The sequence below is a fragment of the Janthinobacterium sp. GW823-FHT03B06 genome (assembly GCF_058796955.1).
Window position 1 is genome coordinate 491201 of the sequence record NZ_JBXAJE010000004.1, and the last position, 23830, is coordinate 515030.

The following is a 23830-nucleotide window of genomic DNA, read 5'->3' on the forward strand; positions in this document are numbered from 1 at the left end:
ACGCAAAATAAACAGAATGACACATCGAAACATATTGAAACGGACTGGTCAATAAAATTAGAAAAACTGTTCTGTTGGCGCAACACTTCAATTTATACAAAAAATAGACGAGCAGAAGCGCATCCAGGCTGAATGAAAACACTCGCGGACGATAATCAAATTTACTTGGAATGCCTGCAAACAGTGGCTTTGCACCAATGGCAGCAGAATGCTGCAGGAAGAGTTGTTTCTAAAAAAAGATGAATATAAAAAGCCCGAAAAATAAATGACGCGCAAGACGAAATTATTTTACGGGACGACGCCGAATATATTGCACATCCATCCCGCAATAAATCAATCAGATTTTTTCAGGACAGTTCCATATAAAAAAATATCTCGTCATCATCTCAAAAATAAATCCTGCATTCCATTGATGACACGACAGCGGCAAGAGTCAGCGCTGCTCATTTCCTTCAATGCGTGCGAAGCAAAGATACAGAATTGCACCTGCAAGAAACAAAACACTATCAAATCACACGCAATGGCAAGGCGTCAACAAAATCAAGCAGCCACAACAAAAAAGCAACACAAATTACGGGGAAAATTTGGCCCCGATTTGCACGCCCCAACAAGGGGCGGCGGATGCACCAGCAACGCGCCGATTTTGCACCAGTTTGTAGCAGCCAGGAAACGCCGCCATATCGCGCCACGGCACGGTGGCGACCATGCGAACAGACGGCACTGCCGCCTGTTCCCCCCCCGAAAAAAGTCCGGGTAAACGAAGCAGTGAACGATGTGGAGGTAAAATAGCGCCCGGATGCCGTCACGCGGCACCGCACACTCTCCGCTAGATACGGAGCCCGGCAATTTTTAAAAATACACACCATGTTGCGACTCAACGAAGTAAAACTCCCCCTCGAACACGACGAAGCGGCCCTGCCCGCCGCCATTCTGGCGCGCCTCGGCATTGCCGCGGATGAGCTGCTCGGCTTTACCGTCTTCAAGCGCAGCTATGACGCGCGCAAGCGCAGCGCCGTGGTGTTGATTTACTCGCTGCACGTGGACGTCAAGAATGAAGCGGCCGTGCTGGCGCGCCTGGGCCACGATATCCACCTGATGCCCGCGCCCGATACCGACTATAAATTCGTCGCCGGCGGCGAACAGCTGGCCGGCCATACCAATGAACCGCGCCCCATCGTCATCGGCACGGGCCCCTGCGGCCTGTTCGTGGCGCTGATCCTGGCACAGATGGGCTTGCGCCCCCTCATCCTGGAACGGGGCAAGCAGGTGCGCGAGCGCACGGTCGACACCTTCGGTTTCTGGCGCAAGCGCGAACTGAACCCGGAATCGAACGTGCAGTTCGGCGAAGGCGGCGCCGGCACCTTCTCGGACGGCAAACTGTACAGCCAGATCAAGGATCCCAAGCACTACGGCCGCAAGGTGCTGACGGAATTCGTCAAGGCCGGCGCGCCCGAAGAAATCATGTACGTGAGCAAGCCGCACATCGGCACCTTCCGCCTGGTCAAGATGGTGGAAGAAATGCGCGCGAATATCGAACGGCTGGGCGGCGAATACCGCTTCAGCAGCAAAGTGGTCGATCTCGACATCGAGCCGGGCAGCGATGGCGGTCAGGTGCGCGGCGTGGTGCTGGACAATGGCGAAACCATCGCCAGCAACCACGTCGTGCTGGCCATCGGCCACAGCGCGCGCGACACCTTCGAGATGCTGCACCGCCGCGGCGTGTACATCGAAGCGAAACCGTTCTCGATCGGCTTCCGCGTGGAACACCCGCAATCGTTGATCGACAGCTGCCGCTTCGGCCCCAGCGCCGGCCACCCTATCCTGGGCGCGGCCGACTACAAGCTCGTGCATCACGCCAGCAATGGCCGCTCCGTCTACAGCTTCTGCATGTGCCCGGGCGGCACGGTGGTGGCCGCCGCCTCGGAACCGGGCCGCCTGGTGACGAACGGCATGAGCCAGTACTCGCGCAACGAGCGCAACGCCAACAGCGCCATCGTCGTCGGCATCACGCCGGCCGACTACCCGGGCGACCCGCTGGCCGGCATTGCCCTGCAGCGCGAGCTGGAGGAGCGCGCATTTGCCTTGGGCGGCGGCAACTACGATGCCCCTGGACAATTGGTCGGCGACTTCGTGGCTGGCCGCGCCTCGACGGAATTCGGCAGCGTGGTACCGTCGTACAAGCCGGCAGTGCATCTGACGGACCTGGCGCCCTCCTTGCCCGAATACGCGATCACGGCCCTGCGCGAAGCCTTCCCGGCGTTCAACAAGCAGATCAAGGGCTATTACAAGGCCGACGCCGTGCTGACGGGTGTTGAAACGCGCACCTCGTCGCCGATCCGCATCAAGCGCCGCGACGACGACTTCCAAAGCCTGAATACACGGGGCCTCTTCCCCGCAGGCGAAGGCGCCGGCTATGCGGGTGGCATCCTGTCGGCGGCCGTCGATGGCATCAAGGTGGCCGAGGCGGTGGCGCTGTCGATGGCGGCGCGCCGCTAGGCCGCGCCCTCCCCATACTGCAGGCGGGACGAAAAAAAAACCGGCACTGCGTTCACAGTGCCGGTTTTTTTATGCCTGCTCCCGCTCTTTAAAACTTGTACGAGGCATTCAGGTAGCCGGTGCGGCCGCGCGGATCGTAATAGCGGTCGTCATAGCCGAATTGCTGGCCGCGGTTGGCGCCGGACGTCGATGGCACGAATGGCGGACTCTTGTCGGTCAGGTTCAGCACGCCTGCGGTGAGGACCCAGCTCTTGCTCGGCGTCCACACCGTTTGCCAGTCGAGCGTCGAATAGAAACCCACCTGCATGCGGATCTTTTCCTGGCCCGTCACGGCGCCCGAAGCGTCAAGCACGTCGACCGACGTTTCCTGATCCTTGTAGCCGGACAGGAAGTTGACCGTCAGCGAGTTGGCCCAGTTGCCCGTTTTCAGGGTATTCGTCCACTGGCCGCGCGTGCGGAAAGTCACCGTCCCCAGATCGGCGAAGTTGCCCAGCGCCGAATAATACTTGCCGCCGCGTTCCAGCTGCACATCCTCGCGCAGCATTTGCGTCGCGTTCAGCTGCGACGTGAACAGGCCAATGCCGGAACGGTAACGGGCGCTGATATCGATATCGACACCGGTGGCAAACGACTTGCCCAGATTCTGGTTGTCCGCCAGGAAGGCCAGGTAGGTGGTACCCGTGCCCACGTCCTTGTTGACGCCCCAGGATTTCGGGAAGTTGGACGGATTGCCGAATACCAGCTGTTCGGTCAATTGACCGAAGGAATCGCGGATCTGCACATGCCACAGGTCGGCGCCCAGGGTAATGGCGCTGATCGGCTCGTAACGGAAGCCGATGGTCGCCTGTTTCGATTTCTCAGGCTGCAACTCGCGGTTGCCGCCGGCCAGCTGGTCGTACTGGCGATTGCCTGGCTGGCATTGTGCGTTCAGACGCGTGGCGATCGCCTGCAGTGCCGGCGTGCACGTGTACTTCTCGCTGGTGACACCATAGCCGCGCTGCAGGGCGTTGACTTGCGGCACTGTCGGTGCGTGGAAACCGTTGCCGACAGAGCCGCGGATCAGCAAGGTGGGTGCCGGCGTCCATTTAAAACTGGCCTTGGCCGTGGTGGCGCCACCGAAGTCCGAGAATTCATCGAAACGCAAGGCCGCACCCAATTCCAGCTCTTTCAGCACAGGCGCGATGACTTCGCCAAAAATGCCCTTCGACGTACGGCTGGCGCTGTACGGCTGGCTGCTGGCCGCATCGCCGAAGCGCTGGTCGCACTCCAGTCCTGTCGTGCCGCCGCACAAGGTGCCCTTCACGGGGTCGGCCAGGATGCCTTGCGCAAACGGACTTGGCTTCGCGGAGAATTCTTCGCGATTGATGTTGACTCCCATACCCAGCATCATCGCGCCGCCAGGCAGTCGGCGCAGTTCCGTCGAGCCATTCAGGTTAATCGTTTGCAGGCGCGAAGTGCCGCCATCCCAGTAACCGGTGTACGCGGCAGCCTTGATGGCTTCCTGTGCCGCAGTGGACTGCTTGCCAGGGCCAACGAAGGGATCGAGCAAGCCGCTCGATGTGAGATTATTGACAGCAATGGCGCCAGGATAGCCGGAAATACTGCCTTTTACGCGGCTTTCCGAAAAATTATAAGCAGCGTTATAGTCCCAACCGGCCAGAATGCCGCGCGTGCCGACCACCACACTGGCAAAATCGGCCGTATCTTTCGAGGTACGCTGCCCCATGTCGAACAGCCGGTAAAAAGCCGTGCTGTCGCCGGTAATACCAGCTGGCACTAAATACTTGTCATGCAGCGGCGTGCCTGCATCGACGGCGATCGCCCCAGGCACGGGGGCGATACGCGAAGTTTGTTTCGTGCGTGACAGCAATACGTCCGCATACACTTCCTGGCCGGCGATCTTGAAGGTGCCCGATGCCATGAAGTTGTCACGCTTGCGCTCCGGATAGATTTCCAGGTCCTTGGTGAAGTCGTAGCCGCAGTAGTCATCGACCAGGCCGCTGCCGTCGTTATACGGTTCGATCACGCGGAACGTCTTGTCCGGGCAGGAGCCGTTGGCCTTCTGGTAAGGGCTGATCAGCTGGCCATTGTCATCGGTGGCATTGGCCGGAATCGGGCTGGCCGAAAACTGTTGCTTCTGATAGCGCTTGCCATTGGCCGAGAATTGCACCTTGCCCGTGCTGGCGAACTTGCGGTCGACGGAAGCGAGCTTGTCGCGCTCGTCGTGGCCAAAGGTCAGCACCACGTTGTAGCCATCTTCGTCCAGGTTGCCAAAGCCCTTCGTGGCGCTGAGGCGTTTCTCACGCGCACCGTTTTTTGGTGCGGAGTAGCCGATGGACACATCACCGATCGTCGTATCGTGCTTGGTAATGAAGTTGACCACGCCGGCGATCGCATCGGCACCGTAGAGGGCGGAGGCGCCATCGGTCAGCAGTTCCACACGCTCGATGGCCGAGATAGGGATCGAATTCAAGTCGAAGCCAGCGGCGAAACCCGTCAGCGTCTGGCCGCCGAACTGGGCCAGGCGCTTGCCGTTCAGCAAGACGAGCGTACGCGTCTCCCCCACGTTATGCACGGAAATACCGGAGAAACCGAAGGTGCTTCCCCCAACCGAGGAACTTTCGCTCGTGGCACCCTGGGCGGAAGAGAGCTTCTTGACCAGATCGGTGACCGAAGTGGCGCCCGATGTGCGGATGGCTTCGGCGGTCAGCACGGTGACCGGCAAGGCGCCTTCGGCAGCGATACGCTTGATCGACGAACCGGTGACTTCAACGCGCTGGATTTGCGCATCGGCGCCCTGCGCATCTTGTGCTACCGCAGACTGCGAGGCAACGGACAAGGCCGCTGCCATACCACCGGCGCAGACGATGCGAACTGCACGAGAGATGACGGTTTCTTTAAGCATGGTGAACCCTTTTTCATTTGTACGGTTATATATGACTCCGGATTTGTTACCCGGATTACACTCGTTCATCTAAAGGAAACGCCTCGCACGGCACCGGATCAGGCGCCGTGAAGTTCGCTGGGACACGTGTACAGAAATGGAACTAGGCAACTAAAAGTCAACTAGACAACTACATAGAATCACGGCAAGAATATGAGTGTCAACAGAACTCAACATGCGTATGGCGTACATACAACATATGAAAAGCAGGGGCGACAAGGGATAAGGCGCGCTCGCGGCTAGCCGCGATGCCATGCGGCATCAGCTGGCCAGCGGCAGCCTGATTTGTATATGACAGCCGGGAGTGCAGTCGATCGCGCACACCTGGCCGCCCAGTTGCTGCACGATGGTGTAGACGATGTGCATGCCCAGGCCGGAGCCGCCCTGGCCCCGCTTGGTGGTGAAGAACGGTTCAAACATGTGTTCGCGTACGGCCGGCGCCAGGCCGATACCGTCATCGGAGAAGTCCAGCAGCAGCCAGCGCCCGGCGGCGTCTTCCCCCTCCTCCTCGATGCGCGCGCGGATCGTGATGCGCCCCGGGCCGCCTTGCGGATAGCCATGGCGGGCGCTGTTCATCAGCAGGTTCGAGAGGATCTGCGACAGCTTGCCGGCCGCCAGGCGTACCTGGCAATCGGGCGCGATATCGAGTTCCACACCGAGCGCCGCCTTGCGCAGTTCCGGGCTGTGCGCCGACACCAGGCCATGCACATAATCGTGCAGCGCCAGGTCCGCCACGTATTCGCTGACCTGGTCCACGGCCAGCTGCTTGAAATTGCCGATCAGGTCGGCGGCACGCGCCAGGTTGCGCTCGATCAAGGCCGCCGCGCCTTTCAGGGATTCGGCAATGTCGATCAGTTCGGTGCGGCTGACCTTGGCGCCGCCCAGCAGCTGCACCAGCTGGTCGGCATAGCTGCCCATGCTCGACGCGGCTGTCAGCGCCACGCCGATGGGCGTGTTGACTTCATGCGACACGCCCGCCACCAGCGAGCCGAGGGCCGCCATCTGTTCCTGCTCGATCAGATTGGCCTGCGCCGCCAGCAGCGACTCGGTGCGCACGCGCACGATTTCTTCCAGCTGTTGGGTGCGCTCCTGGTGCTGCAGCTCGGCCGCGCCGCGCGCCGAGAAGATCGACAGCAGCAGCAAGGCCAGCAAGCGCTTGTTTTCATCGATGGGACGCGTGTCGATGGCCGACAGGATGCCCAGGGTCTTGCCATCGGTATCGATCAGCGGCATGCCGACATAGCTTTCCGCATGCATGTCGACCAGGAGGGTATCGAGTGGAAAGCGACGCTGGATATCGCTGCCGTGAAAACACATGCTCTGGCAAGTCACGTCCTGACAAGGCGTGTGCTGCAGGCTGTATTCGATATTCGGCTGGTAGCCATCGCCGCCCCACAGGGCCAGGGTGCGGATGCCTTCGCTGCCATCGTCCATGCGCACCAGCCGCCCGGCGATCACATAGTGCACGTCGAGCGCTTCGGCCAGGTCCTTGACGAGGATGCGCAGGAAGTCGTCGCCACGGGCGTGCGCCGTCGAGGCGGTGATCGAGCGCAGGGCCGCTTCCGCCAGGGTGCGCCGCTGCTCGGGATCGAACAGGGGTTCTTGCGAATTCACATCGAACAACGGAATACTCATGAATGCTCCTGCGCGGCACGGGAAGCGCAGGCAAAGCTGCCGGCGCGGCGATCCTCAGCAAAGGCCCTGGTCAGGGGACTTGCCGCGATTGTACCCCTGGCTATTGTTTAATAATACAGATACGCAGGAAATTTTTATAGCCAGCCGGAACGCTTGAACAAGTAATACATATAACCGCAGACACAGCTCATCACTGCCACGGCGGCCGGATAGCCATAATGCCAGTCCAGTTCCGGCATGAACTTGAAGTTCATGCCCCAGATGCCGGCAAATGCGGTAAACACGGCAAAGATAGCCGCCCAGGCCGCCAACTGCTTGTTCACTTCGCTCTCGTCGATGGCCACCATCGACAGATTCACCTGGATGGCCGTGCTGATCGTATCGCGGATAGTGTCGAGCGTGCCGTTGATGCGCGCCAAATGGTCGTGCACGTCGCGGAAATACTCCTGGGTATCGTGGCACAGCGGCGGCACGCGCCCGCCGTGCAGCTTGCCCACCGCTTCCATCAGGGGCGCCACCACGTGGCGCAAGACCATGACCTTGCGTTTCAATTGATACAGCCGTTCGATATTGTCGCGCTCGGTGCCACGGTCGAAGATGCGGTCCTCGATCAGTTCCAGCTCCGATTCGAGCGCGTCGAGCACGGGAAAGTAACGGTCGACGACCGCGTCCATCAGCGCGTACAGCACGAAAGCCGAGCCCTGGCGCAGCAGATGCGGTTCGCGCTCGGCACGCGCGCGGACACCGAGGAAACCTTGCGAGCTGTTGCTGCGCGACGAAAGCACGTAATTGGCACCGACAAAGATATCGACTTCGCCCAGCACCAGTTCATTCTCGACCATTTCCACGGTTTTCACCACGGCAAACAGGGAATCGCCGTATTCCTCGATCTTCGGGCGCTGGTGACCGCGCTGCGCGTCTTCCACCGCCAGTTCGTGCAGGCAAAACTCGTGCTGCATCTGTTTCAGCTCGTCCGGCGTGGCGTCGAGCAGGGCCACCCAGACGAAGCAATCGGGGCGCTCGACGTAATCGCTGATATCGTCGATCGGCAAGTCGGCCAGTTTTTTGCCATCCTGGTAGGCCACGCAGTTTATGAGCATACAGTTCCACAATCAAATGAAGACCGGACGAAACAGTCCGGCAGGCGTCAGCTTACCTTATCGCCTGCTGTGGGTGTTGTGGCGTGCAAGGAACACCGCAAGAAAAAGCGGACGGGAGAGTCCCCGTCCGGCAAGGCGTCAATCGTCCTTGGCGCCGTCGATGCCCAGTTCGGATATCTTGCGGGTAATGGTGTTGCGGCCGATGCCCAGGCGCACGGCGGCGTCGTTCTTGCGCCCGTGCGTATGCTTGAGCGCCGTCTTGATCAGGGCCGATTCGAATTGCCGCCCCAGCACGGCCATGACTTCCTGCTGTCCCGCGCCCAGCATGCCGGCCGCCTGCAATTCCAGCAAGCCGATCCAGCCCGGCGGCGCGCCGTTGGCGGGCGCGGCCGCTTCGAAGACCTGACCGCCCGGCTGGTGAGCAACAGCTGGCGACGCAGCCTCGCCCGCCGCGGCGGTGGCGGCGCCATCGCCCTGCCCCTGCGTCAATTCCAGCGGCAAGTCCTTGATTTCCACCGTCTGGCCCGGCGCCATGACGGTGATCCAGTTGCACAGGTTTTCCAGCTGGCGCACATTGCCGGGCAAGTCGAGGCTGCTGAGGAACTGCATCGTCGGTTCGCTCATGCGTTTGGCTTCCACGCCCAGCTGGCGCGCGCTTTGCACCAGGAAGTGGCGCACCAGAATGGGGATATCCTCGCGCCGCTCCCGCAAACTGGGCAGGCGCAGGCGGATCACGTTCAGCCGGTGATACAAGTCTTCACGGAACAGGCCGTCGCGCACGCGCTGCTCGAGGTTCTGGTGCGTGGCCGTAATGACGCGCACGTTCGCCTTCATCGGCTGGTGGCCGCCGACGCGATAGAAATGCCCGTCGGACAGCACGCGCAGCAAACGCGTCTGCAGGTCGAACGGCATGTCGCCGATTTCATCGAGGAACAAAGTACCGTTCTCGGCCTGCTCGAAGCGGCCCCGGCGCGTCGTTTGCGCGCCCGTAAACGCCCCGCGTTCATGGCCGAACAGTTCGGACTCGAGCAAATCCTTCGGGATCGCCGCCGTGTTCAGGGCGATGAAGGGCTGCGCCGCGCGCGGGCTGTGCTTGTGCAGCGCGCGCGCCACGAGTTCCTTGCCGGAACCGGATTCGCCCGTGATGAGCACCGTCACATTCGATTGCGACAAACGGCCGATGGCGCGGAAGACTTCCTGCATGGCCGGCGCCTGGCCGAGGATTTCCGGCGTTTCCGACGGGCCCGATTCGACGCTGGTCTCGCGCAGGCTTTCTTCCAGCGCGCGGCGGATCAACTCGACGGCCTTGTCGATGTCAAACGGCTTGGCCAGGTATTCGAAGGCGCCGCCCTGGAAGGCCGCGACGGCCGAATCGAGGTCGGAAAAGGCGGTAATAATGATGACCGGCAAGCCGGGAAAGCGCGACTTGACCGTTTGCAGCAACTCCAGGCCGGACGCGCCCGGCATGCGGATGTCCGACACGAGCACTTGCGGCGTGTCAAATTCCAGCGCGGCGATGGCGTCGCGCGCATTGGCAAAACTCTTGGTGGCGAGATTTTCCCGCGCCAGGGCTTTTTCCAGCACCCAGCGGATTGATTCGTCGTCGTCAACTATCCAGATTGGCTTCATTAGTGTGTGCGTCCCGCAATGGATTTCATGGGTGGGATACTGCCTCGCTTATGGCAAGGGGAGAACGATCCTGAAATCGGTGTATCCAGGCCGGCTTTCGCACTCGATCACGCCCAGGTGCTGTTGCACGAAGGTTTGCGCCAAGGTCAGTCCCAGTCCGCTACCGCCTTCCCTGCCCGACACCAGCGGGTAGAAAATCCGGTCGCGGATCTGGGGTGCGATGCCCGGTCCATTGTCAATGATATGCAAGTCTAATGCCAGGTTGTAGCGGACCTTGGCCAGGGTCACCTGGCGCGCCACGCGCGTCTTGAAAATCAGCTCCGCATCGCCCGCTTCGATGCACTCGGCCAGCGCCTGCGCCGCGTTATGCGCAATGTTGAGCACGGTCTGTATCAGTTGCTCCTTGTCGCCGCGAAACTCGGGAATCGAAGCGTCGTAATCGCGCGAAATGGTCAGTCCGCTGGGAAACTCGGCCAGGATCAGGCTGCGCACGCGCTCGCACACTTCATGGATATTCACGTCGCCCACGATGTGCGGGCGGCGGTGCGGCGCCAGCAGGCGGTCGACCAGCGTCTGCAGGCGGTCCGCCTCCTTGATGATGACTTGCGTGTATTCGCGCAGCTCGCTCAGATGCAGGGCCGGCAATTCCAGCTCCAGCAGCTGGGCCGCGCCGCGGATGCCGCCCAGCGGGTTCTTGATTTCATGCGCCAGGTTGCGGATCAGCTCCTTGTTGACCTGGCTCTGGTCGAGGATGCGCTCCTCGCGGTCGAGTTTCAGCTGCTGCACGTTTTCGCGCAGCTCGATCAGCACGCCGTCGCGCGGTGCGTCGAGGGCGCTGACGATGCTGTGCACGCGCAGCGGCTCGCGCCCCAGGCGTTCCAGGCTCAGGTCCTGGCGCAAATCGGAAAATTTATGTTCGAGCGCCTGCGCGCAGATGCCGGCCAGCTCCTCGGGATTGAGGAACAGCGCCGTCAGCTTTTGCCGCGACAGCGCCTTTAATGAGCTTTCCAGCAGGTTTTCCGCCGCCGCGTTGGCATAGCTGATGCGGCCGTCGCCGTCGAGCAGGATCACGGCCGAAGCGAGCAGATCAAGGCCAGCCAGATGGGCGGGACGGCTGGAAAAATTGTCTATTGTCATGGTCTCTTCATCGGATATTGGCGATCTCGCGTTTCAGGGCGTCTATATTTTGCTGCGTGCGGCTGATGTTGTCCTTCAACTGCGCCACCCGTTCCTGGTATTTCGCATAGTTGCGCTCATTGCCCTGGCGCTCGGGCTGCCCGCCGTTAAATTCCAGGCGCTGCGCCGCCAGTTTCTGCTCTTCGCTGCGCAATTCGTCCTGCAGGATCTGGCGCCGGTCCAGGTCGCGCGCGCGCTGCTCGGCGCCATCGACCTTGGGAAACGCGCCGGCGGCAGGCGCCGCCGTGGCCGCCGCCTGTGTGGCGGGCCGGGCAGGCGCGCCAGCCAGCGGCGCCGTCTTGCGTGGCGGCTCCGTCAGGGCGCCCGGCAAATCGAGCAGCTGGCAATGCGCGCCAGCCCGCCTGTCCGTGTACGTCTTGTGTCCTTGCGCATCGGCGCACACATACAACTGCCCGTGCGCCTGTGCCGCCGCGCCCAGCAATCCTGCCATCAGCGCCATTCTGTAATGCTTGGTCAATCTCTACTCCTGTCGGCACATGCCGCATGGTTTCTGGGCCGACTATACAACAAGGCACTGTGGCGCCATAACAAAAAACGCGGGCAAGACCATCGCCTCACCCGCGTTTTTTTATTCACTACCGGCACGTTGCCGGCGTGGCGCCATTACAGCGAGTAGTACATGTCGAACTCGGCAGGATGCGTGGTCATGCGCATGCGCTGCACGTCCTGCATTTTCAGTTCCAGGTAAGCGTCGATCATCGAATCGCTGAACACACCGCCGCGGGTCAGGAACTCGCGGTCCTTGTCCAGGGCTTCCAGTGCTTCTTCCAGCGAAGCGCACACGGTAGGGATCAGTGCGTCTTCTTCCGGCGGCAGATGGTACAGATCTTTCGAGGCGGCTTCGCCCGGATGGATCTTGTTGGCAACGCCGTCCAGGCCGGCCATCAGCAGTGCGGCGAAGCACAGGTACGGGTTCGCCAGCGGATCCGGGAAGCGCGCTTCGACGCGGCGGCCTTTTGGATTGGCCACGTGCGGGATACGGATCGAGGCGGAACGGTTTTTCGCCGAGTACGCCAGTTTCACCGGCGCTTCGTAGCCTGGTACCAGGCGCTTGTACGAGTTGGTGCCCGGGTTGGTGATCGCATTCAGTGCCTTGGCGTGCTTGATGATGCCGCCGATGTAGTACAGGGCGAAATCGGACAGGCCGGCATAGCCATCGCCAGCGAACAGGTTTTTGCCATCTTTCCATACGGATTGATGCACGTGCATGCCCGAACCGTTGTCGCCAACGATAGGTTTCGGCATGAAGGTGGCGGTCTTGCCATAGCTGTGCGCCACGTTCCACACCACGTATTTCAGGTTTTGCGTCCAGTCGGCGCGCTCGACCAGGGTCGAGAACTTGGTGCCGATTTCATTCTGACCGGCGCCGGCCACTTCGTGATGATGTACCTCAACCGGGATGCCCAGCGATTCCAGGATCAGGCACATTTCCGAACGCATGTCCTGGAAGCTGTCCACTGGCGGCACGGGGAAGTAGCCGCCCTTGACGGTAGGACGGTGGCCGCTGTTGCCGCCTTCGATATCCTTGCCGGTCGACCAGGAACCTTCGTCCGAACCGATCTTGACGAAGCAGCCCGACATGTCGATCTTCCAGCGCACGCTGTCGAAGATGAAGAATTCCGGCTCAGGGCCGAAGTAGGCGGTGTCGCCCATGCCCGACGATTTCAGGTAGGCTTCGGCGCGTTTCGCGATCGAGCGCGGGTCGCGGTCGTAGCCCTTGCCGTCCGACGGTTCGATCACGTCGCACTGCATGAACAGGGTCGTTTCTTCCATGAACGGGTCGATATTGGCCGTGTTTGGATCCGGCAGCAAGATCATGTCGGACGCTTCGATACCTTTCCAGCCAGCGATCGAAGAACCGTCAAAGGCGTGGCCCGACTCGAATTTGTCCATGTCGAAGTGCGACACGGGAACCGTCACGTGCTGCTCTTTACCACGGGTATCAGCAAAGCGGAAATCAACGAATTTGACTTCGTTTTCTTCTACCATCTTCAAGACTTCTGCGGCTGTCATTGCCATGCGTATCTCCTAAATGAATGTGGGGTGAGCCGACCTTAGTGCGTCTGGGCTGATGAAGCGAAGCAAACATTGCGTGCCACCAAAACTCATAAGGATCATAGCAGATTCCATGCCAGCTCCAGAAGAGACCTGGCCGCCAGAGGCAAAAACCGGCTATCCCAATGAAAGTTTTCCCGCCCGCGATTTTCCTGCTGAGTTTGCATCAAATCAAGAATGCACTATGCAAGTGCAAAAAACGAATAACGCACCATTATCGTGCATTTTGTGCGCATTCTTGAAAAATGCCTCGTTGTGGTGCATGCGCCGGGCGCCGTGGTTTCCCGTTTGCGGGGCGCGGATGGCGCACTATAATTGACCATACCTGCCCACTTTCATCGAGGACGCCATGACTACCGCCGCCGACATCCTGACCACCGCCCGCAGCCGGGCCAATGAAGGTACGCCGTATGCCGGCGCCGTGACGCCGCAGGAAGCGTACGCGCTGCTGCAACTGGACGCAGCCGCCAAGCTCATCGACGTGCGCACGAACGCCGAGCGCGACTGGGTAGGCCGGGTCGACATCGCCGATACCCAGCATGGTGCGGTGCAGTGGGCCACCTACCCGGGCGGCGTGCCGAATCCCGATTTCCTCGCGCAGCTGGCGGCCCAGGCCGGCAAAGACGAGGTGCTGCTGTTCCTGTGCCGCTCGGGCGTGCGTTCGCGCCATGCCGCCAAGCTGGCCACCGAGCACGGCTATATCAACTGCTTCGACATCCTTGAAGGGTTTGAAGGCGACAAGGATGCGGACGGCCACCGCAAGCAGATCGGCGGCTGGTGCAAGGCCGGGCTGCCGTGGCTGGGCGCCTGACGCTGGCCGCTTGATACTGGCCGTTTAATTATCTGAACCGTGTTTGATCTGGCGGGCCACGCGATGGCCCGTCATCGACTACAACCATCCATGCGCGCCCGATTTTTTCAACTGCGGCGCAAATTCTCCTTGAAGAAATGTACCTTATATAGTACAACGTAGAGGTGCGTCATGGATGCTTCCGGCTTGCGGCAGATTACCCTGCTGTTCTACGCGAATGGCAATGGCGGCGAACCCGTGCGCGACTGGCTCAAGTCGCTCCCCATCGAGGAACGCCATGTGATCGGACAAGACTTGATGCATGCGCAATGGCGCTGGCCCGTGGGCATGCCCCTGTGCCGGCATCTCGGGCACGGCTTGTCGGAGGTGCGCAGCAGCTTGCCCGGCAACCGCATCGCGCGCGTGCTGATCTGCCATCACGGCGATTGCCTGGTGGCGCTGCACGGCTTTATCAAGAAAACCCGGACGACGCCGGAAGACGACCTGGCGCTGGCCCGCAAACGCTACAAGGAACTGACATGAACGCCACCGCCCCCCATCTCGGCAGCAGCCTCGACGACTTCCTCAAGGAAGAAGGCATCTTTGAGCAAACGCAAACCCGCGCCATCAAGGAAGTGATCGCCTGGCAACTGACGCAGGCGATGCAGGAGCAATCGCTGTCGAAGACGCGCATGGCGGACCTGTTGCAGACGAGCCGCTCGCAGCTCGACCGCCTGCTCGACCCCGGCAGCGACGTGACGCTCTCCACGCTGGAGCGGGCCGCCGCGCTGCTTGGACGCAAGCTGTCGGTCACCCTCGTTTAAGCGACTTAAGCGCTCAGGCCGCCTCGCCTGCCTCGGGATGCTCGCCCATCAAGGTCAATATGCGCTTGCGCACGAAATTGATATGGCTGCGCAAGCCATACAGGCCATCGGCAAACGACAGGGGAATCGAGATCTGGTTGACCATGTCCTCGATCTGGTCCAGCCGCTTCAATTGCTCCGCATACACTTGCGCGCGCTGCGCTGGCGGCACGTCTTCCAGCGCCTGCTCCACCGTGCGCAACTGGCCGTACCAGCGGTACACGCGCGAGCGGATGCGCCACACGTACAGGGGCGGCACCACGCGCGACAAGGGCAATATCAAGGCACCGAGCGCCACCACCAGCACCCACATGCGGTCGAAGAAATTAGCCAGCCAGAAACTCATATAGCGCTGCAGCACGGGCGCGCCATCCTTGTAGAATTTCAACGCTTCGGGCGCGACAGGAATTTCCGTGTAGCGCGCGGACGGGAATTGCCCCTGCTGCTGGAACCAGCCCGTGCCGCCATGGATGCCTGCCGCCGCCTGCACGAACAGGTCGACGAGGGCCGGATGCAAGTCTTCGCGCGCAACCAGGGTGGCGGTCGGCGCGATCAGATGATAATCCTGCGCCGGGATGTTTTTGCCCAGGTCGACTATGCCGCGCGGCAAGACGACATGCGTGAGGAAAGGCAGGCGCCGCGTGTACGCCTCCGCCTGCGAAAAATCAAACAGCTTGATGCCCGGCGTCTGCAGCAGCATCTGGATCAGCGGCGCTTCCGGCGCCGAGCTGAACACCAGGCCGTCGATGCGCCCTTCCAGCAGCTCCACCGTGGCGGGCGTGTTTTGCAAGGCACTCACGGTCAGCTCGCTCGCTTCCACGCCATTCACTGACAGCAACTGCCGGAACAGGCTGGGCACGCCCGTGCCTTCCGGCCCCAGATTGATCTTCATGCCCTTCAATTGCGTCAGTTCCGTGACCGCCTTGTCTTCGCGCAAGAACAGCCAGACGGGTTCCGTAAACAGGCTGCCCAGGGAGATGAGGCCATGACGCTCGGCATCGGCGTGTTCCGTCGAGCCGCTTTGCACGAAGGCGATATCGGTCTTGCCCGCATTCAGGCGCTGCAGGTTTTCCTGCGAACCCAGCGATGGCTGCAAGGTCACCTTGATGCCGTGCCTGGCCAGGGTAGCCGCGTATTTCTTGCCGAACTCTTCGTACGCGCTATTGTCCTGTCCCGTCGACAGGCTCACCTGGCGCGGCGGCGCCGGGTCGACCAGCCAGTAAGCAAGCGCGCAGAATGCGCCGACCAGCAGCAGGGTGGGACCGGCGGTGGCGAGGAAATCGCGCACGGAAAAGCGGCTGAACGCGAGGATTTTGGACATGTGGTGGCGCATAGGTTTCATGGGTGGCTACGATGCCAAGAAAACCTCAACTATGCAAGGCACTTTCACATGCGCGGCGTGGCCATTTCCGCTACAGTGGCAGATCGATCACCTGCCCTCTGGAGCCCCGCATGCTGAAAATTCTTGGAAAAGCCGCCTCGATCAATGTCCGCAAAGTCCTGTGGACGTGCGAAGAACTCGACCTGCCCTACGAACGCGAAGACTGGGGCAGCGGCTTTCGCACCACCGACGACCCGGCTTTCCTGACCCTGAACCCGAACGCCATGGTGCCCGTGTTGCTCGATGGCGACCTGGTGCTGTGGGAATCGAACACGATCTGCCGCTACCTGTGCGCCCAGGCGGGCCGCGACGACTTGCTTCCAAGCACGCCACGCGCCCGCGCGGAAGTGGAAAAATGGATGGATTGGCAGATGGGCGATTTGAACAACAGCTGGCGCTACGCCTTCATGTCGCTGGTGCGCCACAGCCCGGCCCACCAGGATGCGGCGCAGCTGGCGGCCGGTATTGCCGGATGGAACAAGATGATGGGCGTGCTGGAACAGCAGCTGCAGCGTACGGGCGCATTCGTCTGCGGCGAAGCGTTCACCCTGGCCGATATCGTGCTGGGCCTGTCCGTCAAGCGCTGGCTGATGGCTCCGATGCAGCACCCCGATTATCCGGCCATCGCCGCCTATCACGCGCGCCTGGAAGATAAAACGGCCGTGTTTGCCGGCTAGCAAGAAAAAACGCCAGCATGGAAGCTGGCGTTTTGCTCAATCCGCATACTGCCGGTTAATTCGTGCACTGCCTGGCCACACCCTCGGCTGGCGCAGGCGGCTCGATCAGCGGCATCAAGCTCGGCGCCAGCGACACCAGCAGTTGCACGGGCAAGGCGCTGGTGAAATCGTAGTTCTTCGATTCCGGTCCCCGCACATACGCCGTCATGCTGCCGTAGAAGCGCTCGCCGATATTGAAGACGAACGTGGCCGAGCGGTTCACATAGCGCGACTCGATCAGGCGGCCGCCGGCGCCATACACGTCGAAGCGCTGGTCGCCCGTGCCCGTCTTGCCGCCCATCGGGATCGGCACGCCGTCGGCGCCGACGAATGCCGTCTTCGCCCGCTTCGCCGTACCGTCCGACACGACTTCGCGGATGGCCTTGGCCACGGCCTTGGCCACGTCCGGCGAGAGCACTTGCTCCGCCTCCACCTTGCTGCCCCGCTTGACCATGGTGTCGTACGGCGTGTTGGCGGCGAAATGCATGGAATCGATGCGCACGCTCGGCTTGCGCACGCCATCGTTGATGATGATGCCCATCAATTCGGCCAGCGCAGCGGGCCGGTCGGCCGACGCGCCCAGGGTGGTCGCATACGACGGCACCAGCGAATCAAACGGGTAGCCCATCTTCTTCCACTGGCGGTGGATTTCCAGGAACCCTTCCACTTCCAGCAAGTTGGCGATGCGGCGGTCCTGCGCATGCTTGCGGTGCGTGTTGAACAGCCATTTGTAGACTTCCTGGCGTTCCTTTTCGCTGGCCGCCACCATCTGCGTCAGGGTGGAACCTTCATGCTGGCGCAGATACGCCACCATCCACAGTTCCAGCGGATGCACATTGGCAAGGTAGCCGCGGTCGGCCAGCGACCAGTTTTCCATCGCGTACTGCTGGTACATCTTGGCGACGCGCTCGGGCGGCACTTCGTTTTGCGACGGCAGGTTGGCGTTGAGGAAATCGCCGAATTCCGCCACCGTGCCCTTCGGATTGACGGTGCGGAAGATATTCGCCAGGCGCACGGGCGTCGGGCGGATGCTGGCCAATAAAATCTTTTCCTGCTCGTCAACGCTCTTGCCGCGGTACTTCTGATAGAAGCGGTGCAGGAATTCGCGCCCTTCCTTGTCGGCAAAGCGGCTCAGGTACTGCGCACGGCGCGGATCGTCCGCGTCCGCCAGCAGCGAGGCCGAAGAATCGGGGCGCGAGAACATGTAGTAGCGGGCCACGTCGCGCATCAGGCGCACGAACACCAGGTTGGTCGACTGGCGCAGCGCCTGCTGCACCGTCATGATGCGGCTGTCGTCGAGCTTGGAGAAGTTGCCGAAATGGTGCAAGCCGCCGCCCGTGAAGAAGCCTTCGCCCGGGTTGCCCGAATATTTGCGTTCCATGGCGGCCGCCAGCATGGCCGGCAGGTTGCGCGCTTCGCCGAGAGGCAAAGGTTTCAGGTAAGCAATCGCCCACTGCGACAGCATGTCCTTCGGATCGACGGCAATCTTGCCCAGCTCGGCGGCGCCCATGCCGCTGTAGCGCTGGTGCAGCTGGTCGATGATGTCCAGGTACGTGACCAGGGTGCGCAGCTTGGCCGTGGAACCGAGGTCCAGCTTGGCGCCTTCGTTGATGTCGAGCGGCTGGTCAAAGTTATCCGTTTGCACGCGCAGCAAGTTGGCCTGCTCGCCCTTTTGCAGCAAGGTAAAACTGTAGACCACGTTGGCGGGGTCGCCATTGCCCAGCATGCCCTTGCCCGTCAGGCCGGCCGCTTTCGCCACTTCCGGGTCGCGCAACTCGCGCAAGACCTTGGTGACGGCGTTTTGCGCCTGCGCGTCGAGCGTGCTGACCACTTTCAGGTCAAGGCGGTCGAGGTTGTACAAACGCGGATCGCCGAGCATGGTGGCCAGGTGGTTGCGTACGGCATTCGAGGCCTTGCGCGTAACGAACGAGGTCGATGCTTCCGATTGCACGCCGGACGCCGTCGACGGACGCAGCTTCTCGGCGATGGCCGCATCGCGCAGCTGCGGCGAAATCACGCCCGCCTGCGCCAGCAAACGCAGATGGCTGTTGGTCAATTCTTCCAGGTCGGCGCCGCCGGCCACCAGATAATGGGAAGGACGGCGCTGCGCGATCAGCAGGCTCAGCGCCTGCTTGTAGGCCAGCGCGCTGCCTGGCTGGTCCATTTTTCCACTAAGCAAAGTTTTCACTTCGGCAAACGGACGGCCATACCAGACCCACATGCCGTCGCCGATGCCGTTGACTTCGCCAAAGCCGCTCTTTGCCGACAGCGGCACGGTATTGAGGTAATTGACGACGATCTTGCGCCGCGCTTCCATGGTGTTTTCGCCATCCTGGTACGAGCGCAGGCTGGCCGAAATCATCTGCAGCAGCTTGTCCTGCATGGAACTGGTGCGCCCGTCTTCCGAATGCCGGTATTTTTCGATCTGCGTGGCCAGCGTACTGCCGCCGCCACCGCGGTGGCCGCCGAACAGGTTCAGCGCCTTGTCGAGGATCGCCTTGCTCAGACGGTCCCATTCCACGGCGGGATTGCGCTTGGGCGTGCCCGGGTCGAGCAATTCGCGGTTTTCGATGAACAGCAGGCTTTGCACGAGCGCGGGCGGCGCTTCGGCAAAGCCGTCGAACATGCGCTCGGGATAGCTGGCCGCGAACAGCGGCGCGGCGCGGCAATCGAGGATGGTCAGGCCCGCGCGGTTTTTCTCGTGATAGGTGGCAAAGATGCCCCGGTCGACCAGTTGCACCATTTTCGGCGACATGCGCGCCTGCGCCGTGACGGCGTAGTCGCGCGCATTGAGTTTGGTAATGAAGTCGGGCAAGCTGGCATAGCCGAGCCGCTCGTCATACGGGCCGTGCTGCGGATAGCGGATAGCGCCCGCCGGTGCAGGGCCGGGCTCGACCTTGAACGCCAGCTGGCGGTCCAGGCGCGTGAAAAACTCTGCCTGCAGGGCCGACGTGCGCACTTCGCGCATGACGAACCACGCCACGCCGGCGATCAGCGCCAGCACGATGATGGCAAAGATCGGCCAGATGCGCGAACGGCGCTTCTTCGGCGGGCTCGCCGGCGGCGGCGCCTCGGGAGCTGGATCAGAGGGGGGCCGCTCTTGCGCGGCCAGATTGACGCCTGTGTCTTTCATGGGATGCTGGGGTAAGGTTGGGTTTGGACGGCGCGGAAAAGGCGGCAACGATGCCGCTCCGCGCAGGATAAGACGAGGGCCAGCCAGGGCCGGTCACAACAAAACTTGCTTAACATGATGTCCATACCGGTGAATCAAAAAAACACGCTACTGCACAGGCAGGCGACCGCGCGTTCGACACGCAAGGCCCCTGTTCACCATTCCACCACATCGGCATGAAAACGACTGACGAGCGCGCACAAAAATCTTGCTTCATTGAAGATTTTCGCAAAAAAACAACGTCTTGGAACGTACGCTGGCGTACATAGATGCATGGCGGGCTGGACGCCAGCGAAAAAGCCGCCGGCGCCGGGCTGGCGGCATCTCAGATGGTGGTGTATTCCGCCTGCAAGGTATCGAGTGCGGCGCGCATCTCGGCAAAGGCAGCCGCCGCTTGCACGGGCTCGCCCTTGACGCCCAGTTCGATATGCCGGCGCGTCTGCGCATCGCCCACGCTGGGCAGGCTGAACACCTTGATCAGCGGAAACTCCGCTTCCAGGCGCACCATCAGCGGCGTGAGCAAGGATTCGGCCGTTTCATACACGAGCAAGGCATGTTCCGCGTGCGGCACCTGGTTGAACAGGTGGGCGTAATGCGTATCGAGCACCCATTCGATCATGGGCCAGGACATGACGGGAAAGCCCGGCACGAAATAATGCTCGCGCACGGCAAAGCCGGCAATCTTGTTGTACGGATTCGGAATCAACTCGGCGCCCTGCACGAATTCCGCCATTTTCAGGCGGTGCAGGTTTTCCGGCGAGTTCAAATCGGCCGGCACGCCCGCCTCCTCGCCCATTTCCGTGATCCGCTGCTGGATATTGAGCTTGCCCTGCGGATGCAGCACCAGCGGCAAGCCCAGCGCATCGGCCGCCGCCTGGCGCGTATGGTCGTCCGGCGTGGCGCCGATGCCGCCAAAGCTGAAGACGATGTCGCCGCTGGCAAAGCTGCGCTGGAGCAAGGCGACCAGGCGGGCCGGCTCGTCGCCCACGTATTCCGCCCAACTCAGCTGCAAGCCGCGTGCCTTGAGCATGCTCACGACTTTCGGAAAATGCTGGTCCGTGCGCTTGCCCGACAGGATTTCGTCGCCGATGATGATCAATCCGATAGCCATGAAGCTCCCTCGTAGAATTCGATGAAAATACTCAAGCGTCCGCCGGCGCCACGTCGGTCATGCCGCGTACGCCCCGCAAACGCGCCAGTGCTTCCAGGCAGTAATACTGGAACCACAGACCCGTAAAAATAAAGATCAAGACATACAGCCAGATGGCGAACGCCGCCAGGAAGGGGAAGAACACCACCGACATCACGCCGCCCATCCACAGCATGCCCGGCACGGCGCCGGCCGCGCCGGAGACCATGCCGATGGCCAGCAGGGGCCAGCGCTGCTCGCGCATGATGGCGTGGCGCTCTTCCACGCTGGCGTAGTCGGCCATGGCGTCATACGCCATCACGCGGTAGGTCAGCCAGCCCCACAGCACGGCCTGGCCCGCCAGCGCGGCCGGCGGAAACGCGTACAGGGGCAGCATGAGCACCCAGACGATGATGAACAGCAGGAACGTCGCCAGCGAAGTGGCGACGCTGCCCAGCAGGCTGCCGCCATGCTTCTTTTCCAGCTGCGGAAAATGCCGCCCGCCGATATGCCGGCCGATGGCCGGCATGGCGAACAGGCCCATGAAGATCAGCGCCGTCAAGATCATCAGCGGCAGCAGCATGAACATGGCGATCAGGGGTACGATCACCGCTTTCAGCATGCCCAGGCCGAAGGTGGCCAGCACCTGGCCGCTGGTGCGGAAGAAGTCATATTGCGTAAACAGCGCATGCAGGCTGTCGATCAGCGGCTGCAAGCCCACATACAGCAGGGCGCCCCACAGGATCAGCGACAGGATGAACGGCGCTATGCTCAACAGCAATATCCTGCCGTGCAATTGCGACAGGAAAGCACGGCCATACGAATTCAGCACATTACGCATCAACGGCGTCCTTTTCGTTTGATTCTTGCAAATTCCACCATGCGGCGCAGGCCCAGCCATTGCTGCTGCCAGAAGCCGCGGCCATAGTTGCGCCCGGGCCGGCCCACGCCCTGGCTGTCGATACGGGCCAGCTGGTCGCGCACGCCCGTGCGCGCATAGCCGGCCGAGAAATTCGCGGTGCCCAGCAGCATATCCCAAATCGGCAAGACCACGCCGAAGTTGCAACCACCCATGCTGCCCTTGCCTTTCGACTCATGCCCCACGCCGATCGCATGGTGCGTGCGGTGGAAACGGGGCGAGATCAGCAGCCGCTCGCCGATGCGGCCGAAGTGTATCCTCACATTCGCATGCTGCAAGCTTTGCAGGATGCGCGAAACCGACACCAGCAGCACGTACTGGCCCGGCGGCACGCCGATGCCGAGCGCCACCAGCGCCATCACCACGTCGCGCAAAAAGTCGTCGAGCAAGTGATTGCGGTCATCGCTCCACAAGTTCATGTTTTGCTGGCTGTGATGCAGGCTGTGCAAGCCCCACCACCAGCCGAAATGGTGCGAGGCCCGGTGGTAGCAATAGTCGACGAAGTCCAGTATCACAAAATAAATGATAAAACTGAGCAAGGGACTGATGCCGGGCAACAGCGACTCCAGATTCAATGGATGGATATTGTCGAAACGCAAGGCGCCTGCCAATGCATCCATCAGCGGATCGAGCGTGAAGAAGACCAGCACGGAAAACAGGCCGATGCGGTGCAGCACCGTGTAAATGAAGTCGTTCCAGCGGGCGCGCGGGTCCGTGATCTTTTGCGCGGGAATCAGGGCTTCGAGCGGCCGCAACACGAGGAACAGCAGCACCAGTTCGCACAGGCCGATCAGCAGCCATTCCGTGCCCTCGAACGCTTCTTCCGTGAATTCGCCAAAGCCCAGGTGGTAGACGAGGGGATTGACGATGGTCTGGAACAGCCAGCCTTGCGCCACGCCAAAAGCGTCGACCACGGCGTCGATCGCCGGGGTGACGACACTGACGATGTCGGCGGCCATCATGGCTGGCCCTTCTTCTGCGCGTAGGCAGGATGCTCGCGCAGGGTGGCAAAACAGAAGCCCTTGTCTTGCAGGCCGGAAATCAAGGCATCGAGGTTGGCGGGCGCCCACGGCTCCTTGCGCGACCAGATGCCCATGTGCGAAATGAAGATGTCGCCGCTGCGCAAGTTCGCCAGCGCCTTTTTCAGCAGCATGGCGTTTGGATACTTGTCGCTGGGCAGTTCATCGCCGGAATACCCCGCCGGCGCCCAGCCCGCGTGCTGGTAGCCGCAAGCGCTGCCGGCCGCCAGGGTGCGCGGCGACGTGTAGCCGCCCGGCGCGCGCCAGAACGGATCGAGCTTGCGGCCCGTCAGTTCCTGGAAGCGCGTATCGACGCGGCGCAATTCCTCGCAGAACTGCTGATCGGTGAAAGACGCCAGCTTGCCGCCATCCTTGCCGAACTGGGGCTTGACCTGGATCAAGCCGTTGGCCAGATCCTTCTTCCAGTACACATGGTCGAACGTATGCGTGCCGAACGCATGGCCTTCGGCGACCCGGGCTTTCCAGTACGGTGCCCACGAGGGATCGAGCGAATAGTCGCCGCGCGTGGTCTTTTCATTGGCCAGGAAGAAGGTTGCCTTCACATGGCGCTTGTTCAGCACGTCGGCGATCAGTTGCGCTTGCGACTGGCTGCCCGTGTCGAACGTCATGTAGATCGTGCCCTTGCAGGCGGCCGGGGCCGAAGATGCGGCTGGCGCCGGTGCTGCTGGGGCCGGTACGGCGGCATGCGCGGACGTCAGCATGGTGCCGGCGCACAGCAGCATGGCAGGCACATGGCCCGCGGAAATCAGGCGTTTCATCATCAC

At 61.6% G+C, this 23830-nt stretch carries 20 protein-coding genes; 7 read left to right on the forward strand and 13 right to left on the reverse strand.

Annotation, left to right across the window (positions count from 1 at the left end; genetic code table 11):
* Positions 1-265 precede the first annotated feature (265 nt).
* Together AC1RBA_RS16805 and AC1RBA_RS16810 are read left to right on the forward strand one after the other, a co-directional pair.
* Positions 266-757 (forward strand): hypothetical protein, encoded by a 492-nt coding sequence (locus tag AC1RBA_RS16805; protein ID WP_492419208.1) that lies wholly within the window; start codon positions 266-268, stop codon positions 755-757.
* A 107-nt stretch (positions 758-864) separates the two neighbouring features.
* The gene (locus AC1RBA_RS16810) at positions 865-2496 is read left to right on the forward strand and encodes an NAD(P)/FAD-dependent oxidoreductase (protein ID WP_070312781.1); all 1632 of its coding nucleotides are present in this window, start codon (positions 865-867) and stop codon (positions 2494-2496) included.
* Between the two features lie 88 nt (positions 2497-2584).
* On the opposite strand, the gene AC1RBA_RS16815 is transcribed toward AC1RBA_RS16810, so the two are convergent.
* The 7 genes from AC1RBA_RS16815 to glnA form a co-directional block, all read right to left on the reverse strand.
* The gene (locus tag AC1RBA_RS16815) at positions 2585-5401 is read right to left on the reverse strand and encodes a TonB-dependent receptor plug domain-containing protein (RefSeq protein ID WP_230506618.1); all 2817 of its coding nucleotides are present in this window, start codon (positions 5399-5401) and stop codon (positions 2585-2587) included.
* A gap of 300 nt (positions 5402-5701) precedes the next feature.
* Positions 5702-7075, reverse strand: coding sequence for an ATP-binding protein (locus tag AC1RBA_RS16820; protein ID WP_070219255.1), 1374 nt, complete (start codon positions 7073-7075; stop codon positions 5702-5704).
* Positions 7076-7209: 134 nt separating this feature from the next.
* Entirely contained in the window at positions 7210-8175 is a 966-nt protein-coding gene (corA, locus tag AC1RBA_RS16825; RefSeq protein WP_034760218.1) for a magnesium/cobalt transporter CorA, read from the reverse strand.
* A 138-nt stretch (positions 8176-8313) separates the two neighbouring features.
* Positions 8314-9804 (reverse strand): nitrogen regulation protein NR(I), encoded by a 1491-nt coding sequence (gene ntrC / locus AC1RBA_RS16830; RefSeq protein ID WP_492419210.1) that lies wholly within the window; start codon positions 9802-9804, stop codon positions 8314-8316.
* A 48-nt stretch (positions 9805-9852) separates the two neighbouring features.
* Positions 9853-10941, reverse strand: a complete 1089-nt coding sequence (glnL, locus tag AC1RBA_RS16835) for a nitrogen regulation protein NR(II) (protein WP_492419212.1) — start codon at positions 10939-10941, stop codon at positions 9853-9855.
* A gap of 7 nt (positions 10942-10948) precedes the next feature.
* Positions 10949-11458 carry a DUF4124 domain-containing protein gene (locus AC1RBA_RS16840; protein ID WP_306798520.1) on the reverse strand — a complete coding sequence of 170 codons (510 nt, stop codon included), beginning with the start codon at positions 11456-11458 and terminating at the stop codon, positions 10949-10951.
* A gap of 146 nt (positions 11459-11604) precedes the next feature.
* Positions 11605-13020, reverse strand: coding sequence for a type I glutamate--ammonia ligase (gene glnA / locus AC1RBA_RS16845; RefSeq protein ID WP_070219258.1), 1416 nt, complete (start codon positions 13018-13020; stop codon positions 11605-11607).
* Positions 13021-13129: 109 nt separating this feature from the next.
* Between glnA and AC1RBA_RS16850 the strand changes: the two genes are divergently transcribed.
* The 4 genes from AC1RBA_RS16850 (at position 13130) to AC1RBA_RS16865 (ending at position 14670) form a co-directional block, all read left to right on the forward strand.
* Complete coding sequence (locus AC1RBA_RS16850) at positions 13130-13375, forward strand: hypothetical protein (RefSeq protein ID WP_492419214.1); 246 nt, start codon at positions 13130-13132, stop codon at positions 13373-13375.
* A gap of 30 nt (positions 13376-13405) precedes the next feature.
* The gene (locus AC1RBA_RS16855; RefSeq protein ID WP_070219342.1) at positions 13406-13867 is read left to right on the forward strand and encodes a rhodanese-like domain-containing protein; all 462 of its coding nucleotides are present in this window, start codon (positions 13406-13408) and stop codon (positions 13865-13867) included.
* A 171-nt stretch (positions 13868-14038) separates the two neighbouring features.
* Entirely contained in the window at positions 14039-14389 is a 351-nt protein-coding gene (locus AC1RBA_RS16860) for a type II toxin-antitoxin system RelE/ParE family toxin (RefSeq protein ID WP_070291139.1), read from the forward strand.
* Positions 14386-14670 carry a helix-turn-helix domain-containing protein gene (locus AC1RBA_RS16865; RefSeq protein WP_070291138.1) on the forward strand — a complete coding sequence of 95 codons (285 nt, stop codon included), beginning with the start codon at positions 14386-14388 and terminating at the stop codon, positions 14668-14670. The genes AC1RBA_RS16860 and AC1RBA_RS16865 overlap by 4 nt, the downstream gene beginning before the upstream one ends.
* A gap of 13 nt (positions 14671-14683) precedes the next feature.
* On the opposite strand, the gene AC1RBA_RS16870 is transcribed toward AC1RBA_RS16865, so the two are convergent.
* Positions 14684-16030: a TAXI family TRAP transporter solute-binding subunit gene (locus AC1RBA_RS16870; protein ID WP_492419216.1), complete on the reverse strand. Its 1347-nt coding sequence runs from the start codon at positions 16028-16030 to the stop codon at positions 14684-14686.
* A gap of 131 nt (positions 16031-16161) precedes the next feature.
* Here AC1RBA_RS16870 and AC1RBA_RS16875 point away from each other — a divergent pair, with 131 nt between their 5' ends.
* Complete coding sequence (locus AC1RBA_RS16875; RefSeq protein ID WP_492419218.1) at positions 16162-16767, forward strand: glutathione S-transferase family protein; 606 nt, start codon at positions 16162-16164, stop codon at positions 16765-16767.
* Between the two features lie 55 nt (positions 16768-16822).
* Here AC1RBA_RS16875 and AC1RBA_RS16880 read toward each other — a convergent pair whose 3' ends face one another.
* The 5 genes from AC1RBA_RS16880 to AC1RBA_RS16900 form a co-directional block, all read right to left on the reverse strand.
* Complete coding sequence (locus AC1RBA_RS16880) at positions 16823-19939, reverse strand: transglycosylase domain-containing protein (RefSeq protein ID WP_492419220.1); 3117 nt, start codon at positions 19937-19939, stop codon at positions 16823-16825.
* Between the two features lie 364 nt (positions 19940-20303).
* Complete coding sequence (locus AC1RBA_RS16885) at positions 20304-21089, reverse strand: competence/damage-inducible protein A (protein WP_492419222.1); 786 nt, start codon at positions 21087-21089, stop codon at positions 20304-20306.
* Between the two features lie 31 nt (positions 21090-21120).
* Positions 21121-21948, reverse strand: coding sequence for an EI24 domain-containing protein (locus AC1RBA_RS16890; protein WP_492419224.1), 828 nt, complete (start codon positions 21946-21948; stop codon positions 21121-21123).
* Entirely contained in the window at positions 21948-22988 is a 1041-nt protein-coding gene (locus tag AC1RBA_RS16895; protein ID WP_492419226.1) for a sterol desaturase family protein, read from the reverse strand. Before AC1RBA_RS16895 ends, AC1RBA_RS16890 begins: the two co-directional genes overlap by 1 nt.
* Positions 22985-23788 carry a polysaccharide deacetylase family protein gene (locus tag AC1RBA_RS16900; protein ID WP_492419307.1) on the reverse strand — a complete coding sequence of 268 codons (804 nt, stop codon included), beginning with the start codon at positions 23786-23788 and terminating at the stop codon, positions 22985-22987. Before AC1RBA_RS16900 ends, AC1RBA_RS16895 begins: the two co-directional genes overlap by 4 nt.
* Positions 23789-23830 lie beyond the last annotated feature (42 nt).